Origin of the sequence: Azohydromonas australica DSM 1124, assembly GCF_000430725.1 — a bacterium.
Taxonomy (GTDB): Bacteria; Pseudomonadota; Gammaproteobacteria; order Burkholderiales; family Burkholderiaceae_C; genus Azohydromonas; species Azohydromonas australica.
On record NZ_AUMO01000065.1, the window covers coordinates 1 to 12,281 of the forward strand.

At 64.9% G+C, this 12,281-nt stretch carries 9 protein-coding genes and 1 pseudogene; 2 read left to right on the forward strand and 8 right to left on the reverse strand.

Going from position 1 to position 12,281, the window contains the following annotated elements:
- The 6 genes from H537_RS42310 to H537_RS0111050 all read right to left on the reverse strand — a co-directional run.
- A partial coding sequence (locus H537_RS42310; RefSeq protein ID WP_043458558.1) for an FAD-dependent oxidoreductase occupies positions 1-206 on the reverse strand: 206 nt, incomplete at its 3' end.
- A 31-nt stretch (positions 207-237) separates the two neighbouring features.
- Positions 238-1,446, reverse strand: a complete 1,209-nt coding sequence (locus tag H537_RS0111030; RefSeq protein WP_028997970.1) for an acetyl-CoA C-acetyltransferase — start codon at positions 1,444-1,446, stop codon at positions 238-240.
- Between the two features lie 40 nt (positions 1,447-1,486).
- A complete protein-coding gene (locus H537_RS0111035) occupies positions 1,487-2,623 on the reverse strand; it encodes an acyl-CoA dehydrogenase family protein (RefSeq protein WP_028997971.1) in 1,137 nt (378 codons plus the stop codon).
- A gap of 19 nt (positions 2,624-2,642) precedes the next feature.
- Entirely contained in the window at positions 2,643-3,410 is a 768-nt protein-coding gene (locus tag H537_RS0111040) for an SDR family NAD(P)-dependent oxidoreductase (RefSeq protein WP_028997972.1), read from the reverse strand.
- Between the two features lie 124 nt (positions 3,411-3,534).
- Positions 3,535-4,323, reverse strand: coding sequence for an enoyl-CoA hydratase (locus H537_RS0111045; RefSeq protein WP_028997973.1), 789 nt, complete (start codon positions 4,321-4,323; stop codon positions 3,535-3,537).
- Positions 4,324-4,467: 144 nt separating this feature from the next.
- Positions 4,468-7,974, reverse strand: a complete 3,507-nt coding sequence (locus tag H537_RS0111050; protein ID WP_028997974.1) for an indolepyruvate ferredoxin oxidoreductase family protein — start codon at positions 7,972-7,974, stop codon at positions 4,468-4,470.
- Between the two features lie 149 nt (positions 7,975-8,123).
- Here H537_RS0111050 and H537_RS0111055 point away from each other — a divergent pair, with 149 nt between their 5' ends.
- Entirely contained in the window at positions 8,124-8,585 is a 462-nt protein-coding gene (locus H537_RS0111055; RefSeq protein WP_028997975.1) for an Lrp/AsnC family transcriptional regulator, read from the forward strand.
- A gap of 69 nt (positions 8,586-8,654) precedes the next feature.
- Here the strand turns inward: H537_RS0111055 and H537_RS42315 are convergent.
- Positions 8,655-9,823 (reverse strand): annotated as a pseudogene (locus H537_RS42315) (acyl-CoA dehydrogenase family protein); the annotation flags it as partial.
- A 291-nt stretch (positions 9,824-10,114) separates the two neighbouring features.
- Positions 10,115-11,917 carry a SulP family inorganic anion transporter gene (locus H537_RS42320; RefSeq protein WP_051242368.1) on the reverse strand — a complete coding sequence of 601 codons (1,803 nt, stop codon included), beginning with the start codon at positions 11,915-11,917 and terminating at the stop codon, positions 10,115-10,117.
- A gap of 87 nt (positions 11,918-12,004) precedes the next feature.
- On the opposite strand from H537_RS42320, the gene H537_RS50865 reads away from it, so the two are divergent.
- Positions 12,005-12,281, forward strand: a 277-nt coding sequence (locus tag H537_RS50865) for a transposase (RefSeq protein WP_211234992.1), incomplete at its 3' end; no start/stop codon positions are given.

Sequence of the window (12,281 nt, forward strand, 5' to 3'; positions counted from 1 at the left end):
TCCATGATCGCGCCGGAGAGGATGTGCGCCCCGGGCTCGGAGCCCTTTTCCAGCACCACCACCGACACCTCGCGGTCCGCCGCGGCGGCGAGCTGCTTGAGCCGGATGGCGGTGGCCAGCCCCGCGGGGCCGGCACCGACGATCACCACGTCGTAGTCCATCGACTCGCGCGGGCCGTACTTCTCGATGAACTCTTGGGACGTCATGGGTCACCTTCAAATGCTGAGCAACCGATCCTCAGCGAAGTTCAATCGCCACAGCCGTGGCCTCTCCACCGCCAATGCACAGGCTGGCCACGCCTCGCCGAGCACCGCGCTGGCGCAGCGCGCCCAGCAGCGTGACGACGATGCGTGCGCCCGTGGCACCGATCGGGTGACCCAGCGCACAGGCACCGCCATGCACGTTGACGCGTTCGTGCGGCAGGGACAGCTCCCGCATTGCAGCCATGGCCACCACGGCGAAGGCCTCGTTGATCTCCCACAAGTCCACGTCCTCCGCCTGCCAGCCCACCTTACCCAAAAGCTTCTGGATCGCGCCCACCGGTGCCGTCGTGAACCAGGCCGGCTTCTGCGCGTGCGTGGCATGGCCGTGAATGACGGCCAGCGGAGCCAGACCATGCTTATGTGCGGTGGACTGGCGCATCAGCACCAGCGCCGCAGCGCCGTCGGAGATAGAACTGGAGTTGGCCGCCGTCACCGTGCCGTCCTTGGCAAAGGCTGGCTTGAGCGTCGAGATCTTGTCCAGTTGCACTTTCCCCGGTGCTTCGTCCTCGCCGATGAGCCTTTCGCTGCCGCGCCCGGGCACGGCTACTGGCTTGACCTCCCACTGGAACAGACCGTTGCGCTTGGCCTGCTGTGCGCGCAACGTGGAGGCGGCGGCGAAGGCGTCCTGCTCCTCGCGCGTGAAGCTGAAGTGGCGCGCACAGTCCTCGGCGAAGGTACCCATCAGGCGGCCATTGGTGGCGGCACCGTAGCGGTCCTCAAGGCCATCGAAGAACATGTGGTCCAGCATCTGGCCATGACCAAGGCGCTGCCCGGCGCGGGCTTTGGGCAGCAGGTAAGGCGCGTTGCTCATGGATTCCATCCCGCCGGCCACCACCACCTGCTGGCTGCCGGCCAGCAGCAGGTCGTGGGCCAGCATCGTGGCCTTCATGCCCGAGCCGCACACCTTGCTGATGGTGGTGCAGCCGGCCGACAGCGGCAGTTCGGCCCCCAGCGCCGCCTGGCGCGCCGGTGCCTGGCCCAAGCCGGCGGGCAGCACGCAACCCATAAGCACCTCCTGCACCGCCTCAGGCTTGAGGCCGGCACGCTCAACGGCCGCGCGGATTGCGGCGGCGCCGAGCTGCGGCGCCGTCAGCGAGGCAAAGTCGCCTTGGAATGCGCCTAACGGCGTGCGGGCGGCACCGACGATGACGACGGGATCGTTTGGAGTCGAAGTGGTGGACATGCAGACCTCCTGGATGAGACTGTCGGTTGGAAGAAGGCGCTCAGGCGCCGGCCACGGCGCGTGCGATCACCAGGCGCTGGATGTCGGAGGCACCCTCGTAGATTTGGCACACGCGCACGTCGCGATAGATGCGCTCCACGGGGAAGTCACTGACATAGCCATAGCCGCCGTGGATCTGTATCGCATCCGAGCACACGCGCTCGGCCATGGTGGAGGCGAACAGCTTGCCCATGGAAGCCTCTTTCAGACAGGGGTGCCCGGCGTCCTTGAGCGAAGCCGCGTGCAGCACCAGCTGGCGCGCGGCCTCGATCTGCGTGGCCATGTCCGCGATGCGAAAGGCCACGGCCTGGTGCTCGATGATGGGAACGTCGAAGGCCACGCGCTCCTTGGCGTAGCGCACTGACGCCTCCAGCGCCGCGCGCGCCATGCCCACCGACTGCGCCGCGATGCCGATGCGCCCCGCCTCCAGATTGGACAGCGCGATCTTGTAGCCCTCGCCTTCGCGGCCCAGCAGGTGATCCGCTGGAATGCGGCAGTTCTCGAACGTGATGGTGGCTGTGTCCGAGGCGTGCTGGCCCATCTTCTCCTCCAAGCGAGAGACGATGTAGCCCGGATTGTCGGTAGGCACGAGGAAGCAGGAGATGCCCTTCTTGCCTGCGGCCTGGTCGGTGACAGCAAACACGAGCGCCACCTGCGCGTGCTTGCCGCTGGTGATGAACTGCTTGGCACCGTTGATGACCCATTGGTCTCCGTCACGCACGGCGCGGCAGCGCAGCGCCGAGGCGTCGGAGCCCGCATGGGGTTCGGTCAGGCAGAAGGCGCCTAGCCACTCGCCGGTAGCGAGCCGGCGCAGGTAGCGGTCCTTCTGCGCGTCGGTGCCGTACTTGAGCGTGATGCCGCAGGCCAGCGAGTTTTGCACGCTGACGATGGTGGAGGTGGCGCCGTCGCCGGCCGCGATCTCCTCCAGCGCCAGCACCAGCGACACATAGTCCAGCCCGGCGCCGCCCCATTCCTCGGGCACGACCATGCCCATTGCACCCAGGCCGGCGAGTTCCTGCAGCGCTTCCTTGGGGAAGCGGTGCTCGCGGTCCCATTCGGCTGCGAAGGGAGCCAGACGCTCTTGCGCGAAAGTACGCATGGCGTCGCGGATCATGTCCTGTTCAGGGGTCGGGATCATGCTGCAGTCTCCGGGTGCTTTACTTGGCCGCCATGCGGATTGCGCCGTCAAGGCGAATCACTTCACCGTTGAGGTAGGTGTTGTCGAGGATGTGCAGCACCAGCCGAGCGAACTCATCGGGCTGGCCCAGACGTGAAGGAAAGGGAACCATTTTCCCGAGCGCGTCCTGCACCTCGGTGGGCATGCCTTTGACCATGGGCGTTTCCATGATCCCGGGCGCGATGGCGATCACGCGGATACCGGAGCGCGCCAACTCGCGGGCAATGGGCAGCGTCATTGCCACCACGCCACCCTTGGAAGCGGCGTAGCCGGCCTGACCAATCTGACCGTCGAAGGCCGCGACCGAGGCGGTATTGACGATCACGCCACGCTCGCCATCGGTGCCCGGCGCGCCCTCAGCAATGGCGGCCGCCGCCAAGCGCAGCATGTTGAAAGTTCCGATCAGGTTGATCTGCACCGTGCGTGCGAAGCTCTCCAGCTTGTGCGGGCCCTCACGGCCCAGCACCTTTTCCGCCGGAGCAACGCCAGCACAGTTGATCAAGCCATGCAGGGTGCCGAAGGATCTGCGCAAGTCAGCCAACGCGGCCTCGGCGCTGGCGGCGTCGGTCACATCGGCCTGGGCAAAACGGGCGTTGGCGCCCAGCTCGGCCGCCAGCGCGGCACCGGCTTCGGCGTTCAGGTCGACCAGCAGCACACACGCACCACCGGCTACCAGCCGGCGCGCCGTGGCGGCACCCAGTCCAGAGCCGCTGCCCGTGACGATGAAATTGCGGTCATGAATTTGCATGTAGTGATCTCCTTGGCGACGTCAAGTGTCAGTTCGTTGGTGCGCACAGCAGTGGTCTCGGGGCGTGTTGGCCCCCGCTCAGCGACCACAAATTGGTGCCGCTGGACACGCGCAAAGCACACTCTCAGCGATGGTTGAAGACAGGCGCGCGCTTTTCCAGAAAGGCAGCCATGCCCTCCTTCTGGTCCTGCGTGCCGAACAGCGCGTGGAACATCCGGCGCTCGTGCCGGATGCCTTCGGCCAGCGGCGTCTCGTAAGCGCAGCTCACGCATTCCTTGGCCATCAGGATGCTCGGCAGACTCAGCGCACAGATGGCTGAAGCCGCCCCGAGCGCCTCGTCCATCAGCTTGTCGAGTGCAACCACGCGTGACACCAGCCCGGCACGCTCGGCTTCGGCCGCGTCCATGGGGCGCGCGGTGAGCACCATGTCCATCGCCTTGGATTTGCCCACCGCACGTGGCAGGCGTTGCGTGCCACCAGCACCCGGGATGACGGCGAGCTTGAGTTCCGGTTGGCCGAACTTGGCATTGTCAGCGGCGATAATGAAGTCGCACATCATGGCCAGCTCGCAACCGCCGCCCAGGGCCAAGCCAGCCACCGCCGCAATGACCGGCTTGCGGATGCTGCGCACCGTCTCCCAGTTGCGCGAGATGAGTTCGGTCCTGTAGGCCTGCATGAAATCCATGCGGGCCAGCGTAGGAATGTCGGCGCCAGCGGCGAAAGCGCGCTCGCTGCCCGTTATCACGATGCAGCCAATGCCGTCATCGGCATCGTAGGACCGCAAGGCAGCACCAAGCTCGTCCATGAGCCCATCGTTAAGCGCATTGAGCTGCCGCGCACGGTTCAGCGTGATGACGCCGGCACGCAGCGTACCGCTACCGTGCTCGGCAGTGAGCAGGTGTTCGTATGCCATGGTGTCTCCTTGGATAAATCGATCCGGGGTGTTGCACTGCCTCGCAGGCACAGGCTGTGGCCTGCGCCCCGCCTTGGCGCAACCTTGATCACTGCGGATTGCGCTGGGCAATGGCGGCATGTTTGACGGCAGTACCACCGTTTCTCAGGCGATCTGGGGGACTTTCTTGCTGACCGGCGAAGACGCAGGGGAGCGCATGGCGTCCAGCGCTTCGTGGCGGCGCTTGGCATGAGCTGCCATCGCGGCGGCCTTCACCGGCCCAAAGCCGCGAATTTCCTGCGGCAGGTTGGCAAATTCAGCAGCGCGCTCGACTCCAGCTGTGGCCAGCGACGCACACAGCGACTCAATGTCAGCGAAGAATTCGCTCACCAGGCGACGCTCGGCGCGCCGCTCATGCGTATAGCCAAAGACGTCCAGGGACGTGCCACGCAGTTTGCGCATGCGCGCCAGCACGTCCATGGCACTGAGGATCCAGGGGCCGAACTTGCGCTTGCGCGGCCGCCCCGTGGCCGGGTCAATTCGAGAAAACAGGGGCGGCGCCAGCCACAGGGACATCTTGCCCGTCTCGGAGAACTGGCTTGCAAGCGACGCCTTGAACTCGTCTGACCCGTACAGGCGCGCAACTTCGTACTCATCCTTGTAGGCCATCAAACGGTAGGCGCTGATGGCAACCGCGGTGGTGAACACTTCGCTGCCAGGCCGCACACGCCGCTCGGCGTCGCGCGCCCGGTTGACCAAGTCCTGATAGCGACGCGCATAGGCGGCGTCCTGGTAGTCGGTCAGATCGGCCACGCGTTGCTTGATCACCTCGTCAAGCGTCTGGGGCTCATCCTGCTTGGCGCCTTGATCGCTGATGGCCTCCAGCGCCTGCGGGTGCACTGCAAGGATGCGACCCCAGGTGAAAGCTCGCTTGTTGAGTTCGACGGCGGCACCGTTAAGCTCGATGGTGCGCTCGATGGCTTCACGCGACAACGGCACCAGCCCCTTCTGCCAGGCATAGCCCAGCATGAGCGTATGGGTCGGCAGCGTGTCGCCGAACACCTTCTGGGCCACGTCGCTGGCGTCCAGGACATGGAACTGGTCGGCGCGGCAGCGTTGCTGCACACGCTGTCGCATGAGGGGCGTCGGCAGGCTCGCATCGCGCTCACGCACGACGTCTGCAGTCGGCGCTTCGCCCAGGTTGACGACGGCCGCGCTACGCCCAGCGGACATCTTTGCCAGCGTGTCAGCAGCCGAGGAGACAACCAGATCTGCACCCAGCAGCAGGTCCACCGAAGCCTCGCCGATGCGCGCCGCATGGATGTCTTCAGGCGACGCAGCGATGCGGACTTGGCTCACCACGGCGCCATTCTTCTGCGCCAGGCCAGTGAAATCGAGCACCGTCATGCCCTTGCCTTCAAGGTGCGCCGCACCGCCAATGAGGGCACCCATCGTCAGCACACCGGTGCCACCAATTCCGGTCACGTAGACGTTGAACGGTGCCGTGAGGAGCGGTACAGCGGGCGCCTGCAGGTCCTGCGACAGCTTGGCCTCAAGCGCTTTCAGTCTGGAAGCGTCCGGCTTGCGCAGCTTCGCTCCCTCGACCTCGATGAAGCTTGGGCAGAAGCCCTTCACGCAGGAGAAATCCTTGTTGCAGGCGCTCTGGTTGATCTTGCGCTTGCGCCCGTACGCGGTGGGCAGCGGCTCCACCGAGATGCAGTTGGACTGCACCGAGCAGTCGCCACATCCTTCACAGACGCGGTGGTTGATGAAGACACGCTTGTCCGGGTCGGGAATCGAGCCACGCTTTCGGCGCCTGCGCTTCTCGGCCGCACAGGTTTGCTCATAGACGATGGCCGTTACGCCAGGGATTTCGCGCAACTTGCGCTGCACCGCGTCCATCTCATCACGGTGGTGGACGGCAACGCCCTCGGCCAACTCCTTGTTTCCCGTCCAGCGCGTGGGGTCATCGGAGACCAGCGTGATACAGGCTACGCCTTCCGCATGCAACTGGCGTGTGATGCGAGCGGGGTCGATGACGCCTTCCGCCGGCTGCCCGCCCGTCATGGCCACCGCGTCGTTGTAAAGAATCTTGTAGGTGATGTTGGTCTTCGCTGCCACGGCCGCGCGAATGGCCAGCAGCCCGGAGTGCTGGTACGTGCCATCGCCCAGGTTCTGGAAAGTGTGCTTCGTGCTTGAGAACGGCGCAGCACCAATCCACTGGACGCCTTCACCGCCCATCTGGGAGAACGTATGCGTCTTCAGCCACGGTTGCTGCAGCGCCATCACGTGGCAGCCGATACCGCCCCCGCTGATGGACCCATCGGGTGTGCGAGTCGACGTGTTGTGGGGACAGCCCGAGCAAAAGTACGGTTTGCGGATGGGAATCACACCGGCAGGCAAAGCCTTCTGGGGTACTTGCAGCGCGGCGAGTCGACTGGCCAGGACGGGAGCGTCGATGCCAGCCGCCGCGATGCGCATGACCAGTACCCGCGCCATCATCCGCGGGTTGAACTCCGACACCTCGGGCAGCAGCGTGACGCCGCGTTCGTCAGTCTTTCCTATCACACGGGGGCGTCGCGCCGCGGGACAGTGGTACAGCGCGTCCTTCAGCTGTGCCTCCACCACCGAGCGCTTTTCCTCGACGACCAGGACCTCGTCGTGCCCTTGGGCAAAAGCCAGCGCACCATCCGTTTCCAGCGGCCAACTCATGGCCACCTTGTAGACCGAGACTCCCAACTGTGCGAGGTCGGCCGTGGACAGTCCCAGGTCTGCCGCCGCCTGCATGACGTCCTGGTGTGCCTTGCCGACGGTCACGATGCCCAATCTACGCTGTGGAGCGGCAACAACCAGGCGGTCCAGCGCATTGGCGCGTGCCCACGCTCGCGCCGCGGGCAGCCGCTCTTCGATCAGCCGCCGCTCCAGTTCAGCGCGCTGCGTGGGCCATTGAATGGACGGGTCCCAATTGAGACCATGTGCAGGCAGGGTGAAGTCCTGGGGAATCTTGAAGCTGGGCAGCGGGCCCAGATCGAACGATGCAGAGGTTTCAATGACCTCCGCAATCGTCTTGAGGCCCACCCACAACCCGGAGAAACGGGACAGCGCCAGACCAGCCAATCCGAGTTCGAGGACCTCGCGCACATTGGCGGGTTGAAGTACGGGGATGGACGCAGCCTGGAAGATGCCGTCCGTCTGGTGTGGGTACATCGAGGACTGCGCCGCATGATCGTCGCCCGAAACCGCCAGCACGCCGCCGAGCTTCGACGTTCCCAACACGTTGCCCGTGCGCAGCACGTCGCCGCTTCGGTCCACACCGGGACCCTTGCCGTACCAGATGCCGAAGACGCCGTCCACGCGAGCCGGCCCGAAGGCCTGGTGCATCTGGGCGCCCCACAAAGCAGTCGCTGCCAGATCCTCGTTGAGCCCCGGCTGGAACACGATGTCGTGAGCCGCCAGTTGCTTGGAGGCTTTCCACAACTGCAGGTCGTACGCCCCCAGCGGCGAGCCCCGATAGCCGGAGATCAGGCCGGCCGTGTTGAGACCCTGAGCCTTGTCCAGTTGCCGTTGCAGCATCGGCAATCGCACCAGCGCCTCGATGCCGGTCAGGAGGATCCGACCCTCGGAACGGCTGTACTTGGCATCGGCAGTGAAGGAAGTATCAATGGCACCCATGTTGCGCTCGCTGTTCTAGAGGACTGTCTACAGGAGAAATTTTCGTCTTCATGCCTGAATCAATGGCACCAATCAGTACCTAGGGGAACCCTTGTTTTTGGTGCGTTTGATCTAACATGAAGCCACTGTTGTGTAGCAAACGATCCACCATGAGCGAACTTGATCAATTCGACCTCAAGATCCTGCGGGAGCTGGCCGCCGATGGACGGCTGAGCGGGCGAGAGCTTGCTGAGCGCATTGGCCTGTCGCTCACGCCCACGGTACGCAGGGTACGCAGGCTGGAGGAGGAGCAGTACATCCAGGGCTACGGTGCCCAACTCAACGAGCAGCAACTGGTCGGCTCGATCAGTGTCTTCGTTTCAGTGACGCTGGAAAAGCAATCGGAGTCGGTTATCGCGAGATTCGAAGGCACCGTCACCAAATGCCCTGAAGTCATGAGCTGTTTTCTCATGAGCGGCGATGCTGACTACAACTTGCGCGTGGTCGTGAAGGATCTGGAGAGCTACCACCACTTTCTCACCCGTACGCTGACGCGCATTCCAGGTGTGGCGCATATCAAGTCCAGTTTCGCCCTCAAGACGGTACTCATACGTCCCGCGCCGCTGCTGTAGTCAGCAGCGCCGCTGACCGGTCCCTCTGGAGCGAAGACACAGTGGGCCCGCACATGGCCAGGGCTCAAAGGTTTCGCAGGGCACCTGGCCGTTGATGGGCAAGTGACGTGTCTGTCTGCTGCCCGCGCCAAGCGCATAGAACACGGTGTCACGCCACGGATACTCCACCGGGCACTCCTGGCTGGTCCCCAAGCCGCCCAGAGTCCGGACGCACTCACCGGCCATCCATCCGACCTTTTCCGCCAAATACAGGACTGCGCCTGTCACGTCCTTGCGTAGCGTGCGTGCATGGCCGTCGCAGTCGCAGGCATGCCCTACCGCGTACATGCGGGCGCGGCAGGTCTGGTGGATGGCGTGCATGTTGGCCAGCTTGCCGTTCATGACTTGTAGCGCGTCGCTGGACCGGTCAATCCGCTTGCGGTCGTGCATACGGGAAGTCACTGTCTCCATGCACGCGGCCATGACACCCAGGGGGCCGCCGCACAGCACGGCGCGCTCATAGTCCACGCCGCTCGTCAGCACCTTCACGCCCTGCCCCAGGCCGCCCAGCACGTTCTCCTTGGGCACCTCGCAGTCCTCGAAGGACACGGGGCAGGTGTTGAGGCCACCCATGCCCAGCTTGTCGGGTTGGTTGCCGAAGGACAGGCCCTTGAAACCCTTCTCGACGATGAAGGTAGTGATGCCCCTGGGGCCGGCCTTGGGGTCTGTCTTGGCACAGACCATCATCGTGTCGGCATCGCCGCCGCTGGTGATCCACATGTTGGAGCCGTTGAGCACGAAGCGGTCACCTTTTTTCTCGGCGCGCAGCTTCATGCTCACCACGTCGAAGCCGGCATTGGGCTCGCTCATGGCAAGGGCCCCCACGTGGTCGCCAGCCACCAGCGGCGGCAGGTACTTTTCCTTCTGTGCCGCGGTGCCGTTGCGATGCAGCTGGTTGACGCACAGGATCGAGTGCGCCCCGTAGGCCAGGCCTAACGAGGCCGAGGCGCGGGAAACCTCTTCCATGGCGACCATGTGCGCCAGATAGCCGAGGTCCGTGCCGCCGTACTCCTCGCTCACCGTCATGCCATGCAGGCCCAGTTCACCGAGCTTCTTCCACAGGTCGGCCGGGAAGAGATTGTCCCGGCCGATGGCTGCGGCACGCGGCGTGATCTCGTCGGTTGCAAAGCGACGTACTGTGTCACGCAGCACCTCGATGTTTCGCCAAAATAGAGGCTCAGGCTGGGAAGGTTCATCATGGCGTTGTCTGCGACGCAGGTGTATGAAACGCGCAGTCCCGGTCGGGCACACGCGAACCAAGGCTGCTGTCAGGTAGATCTGGCTTGAGCAGCATGTACTCGTGCCACAGCGTGAACTGGGACTTGAGAGCAGGCGTATCCAGACCGTGGCGATGAAGAACCAGAAGCTGCCGGGGAAAGTCAGCCTGATATGGCGCAGCAGGCTTGGCCTCGGCCTATTGACCAGCGCGCCGTGCAAGTAGCTTGAGGTTCGCGTCGGTGCACCGGATAACAGGTAAATTACCGGTACGGCTACCGCTCGGTGACTACAGAATCATTCACCATCCCAACGCCGTTAGGCACTGCTTCGCCGCACTTTCTTGCATCTGGCAGGGCTGCGCACTCCTTGAACACCCGCACGGAACAGCCGGCGCAGATCTCAGCATCCAGCCGACGCCAGATGACGGCAATCGCCCGGCGTTTGTCTGGAAACACGTGGTCCGCTCCAAGTTCATCCAGGAAACCATCGCATCGCCACTGTTCCAGCACCCGGGGGCGCGGGCGGTGGAAGTAGAGGTCGCCGCCCATGGCACGGCGCGCGCGCAACTCCTGGCGCCAGAGCTCCGCGCCAGCGACGTCGACGAAATTCATGCTCTTAGCCATGACCAGCAAGTGCTTCTGAGGATCGGGCTGGTCGCGCAGCGCCTGCAGCCTGTCCGACACATGTGCCGTGGCACCGAAGTAGACCGACCCTTCCATGCGCAGCAGTTTGAGCTGCGGGCACTCCGGCCGCGCGCTGGGCGTATGGGCCACCACCACGAAAGGCCGGTGCACTTCGTCACGGTCACGGTCGAAACCCATGGTGCGCAGCGCTGGGCGCGAGGTACGGTGAAGGTACAGGCCCAACGACAGTGCGCTGCCCATGAGCACGGCGATCTCCAGCCGCAGCGTCAGCGTGGCGGCGCAAGTGATCAGCGCCACGGCCAGCTCTTGGCGGCTGGCCCACCAGAGTCGCTTCCAGCGCGGCAAGTCCAGTAGCGTCCACCCCACCAGCATCAGGAGGCCTGCGATGGCAGCGTACGGGATGAGCGCCAGCGCCGGCGCGGTGGACGCCACCAGCGGGATCACCAGCAGCGCAGAGAACACCGCAGCCAGTGACGAGCGTGCGCCGGCTTCCAAGTTGGGCATGGAGCGGTTGAGCGAGCCGCAGGAAACGTAGCAGGAGAAGAAGCCACCAACCAGGTTCGACAGGCCCTGGCCCAGGAACTCACGGTTGGCGTCGATACGCTGCCCCGAGCGCGCAGCCACCGCCTTGGCAATGGCAATCGACTGCGCCAGCGCCACCACCGTCAGCGCTGCGGCGACGGCCATCACCTGTGGCAGCTGCTCCAGCGTCACGCTGGGCACGTGCAAAGGTGGCAGCGGCGAGGGCAACGGCCCCAGCAACTGCACGTGCCATGCCGGCAGCGCCCAATGCTCCAGCCCCCACGCCAACAGCGTGCCGGCAGCCAGTGCGATCAGCATGAACGGCGAGCGGCGCCCCCACTGGCGCAGTCCTATTGCTACAACCAGCGTCACGATGGCCACCAGGAGCGCGCCGGGCTGTGGCGCCTGGGTGAAGACCGCGCGCAGCACGCCCACAGTGCTGGAGCCCGGTGCCAGCGACAGGCCCAGCGCATCCTTGAGCGCGTGCACGGCGATGAGCGCGGCGGCGCCCGCGGTGAAGCCCAGCAGCGCGGTGGGCGAGATGAAGTTAGCGACGGCCCCCAGCCGCAGCGCGCCGGTGGCGAACTCCAGCAATCCCACCAGCACCGTCACGGCCAACGCCAACTCAATGTAGGCCGGGCTGCCCACCGCGGCCAACGGTGCCAGCATCGCGAACAATGCCAGCGAGTTGGCGTTGGTAGGCCCGGATACCACGTGGCGACTGGAGCCAAGCAATGCCGCGACGATGCACGGCACGACTGCTGAGTACAGCCCGTACTGCGGCGGCAGCCCGGCCAGCGTGGCGAAGGCGATGCCCTGAGGGAGCACCAGCACCGCGCCCAGCAGCCCGGCCAGCAAGTCAGCCCGCAAGGACGCTCGCGACAGGGTTGTGGCAAGACGCATTTTCATAATCGAGTCCCTAAGAAGCCCTAACTTTTTGCGGGCATGGTAGATGCTGGCATGCCAGTGAGAGCGTCTACTGGGTGAGGTTCCACCATGGCAAGGCCGCTGATTGATGACGAACTCTGGGCTGTGATCGAGCCGTTGCTGCCACCGCCAAAACCGCGCCGCAAGGACCACACGGGTCGCAAGCCGGCCGACCCGCGGCGGTGCCTGACCGGTATCGTCTTTGTCCTCAAGACTGGCATCCAGTGGGAGGACGTGCCCGTTGAGATGGGCGTGTGCGGGATGACTTGCTGGCGCCGCCTTCGCGACTGGCATGCTGCGGGTGTGTGGGACAAGCTGCATGCTGAGCTGCTGGCCCGGCTGCGCG

What these genes read in the sequence shown, in the direction of transcription:
- H537_RS0111030 (WP_028997970.1), bottom strand. Translation starts at nt 1,446, where the DNA reads ATGTCCACCACTTCGACTCCAAACGATCCCGTCGTCATCGTCGGTGCC.
- H537_RS0111050 (WP_028997974.1), bottom strand. Translation starts at nt 7,974, where the DNA reads ATGGGTGCCATTGATACTTCCTTCACTGCCGATGCCAAGTACAGCCGT.
- H537_RS42320 (WP_051242368.1), bottom strand. Translation starts at nt 11,917, where the DNA reads ATGAAAATGCGTCTTGCCACAACCCTGTCGCGAGCGTCCTTGCGGGCT.
- H537_RS0111045 (WP_028997973.1), bottom strand. Translation starts at nt 4,323, where the DNA reads ATGGCATACGAACACCTGCTCACTGCCGAGCACGGTAGCGGTACGCTG.
- H537_RS0111040 (WP_028997972.1), bottom strand. Translation starts at nt 3,410, where the DNA reads ATGCAAATTCATGACCGCAATTTCATCGTCACGGGCAGCGGCTCTGGA.
- H537_RS0111055 (WP_028997975.1), top strand. Translation starts at nt 8,124, where the DNA reads ATGAGCGAACTTGATCAATTCGACCTCAAGATCCTGCGGGAGCTGGCC.
- H537_RS0111035 (WP_028997971.1), bottom strand. Translation starts at nt 2,623, where the DNA reads ATGATCCCGACCCCTGAACAGGACATGATCCGCGACGCCATGCGTACT.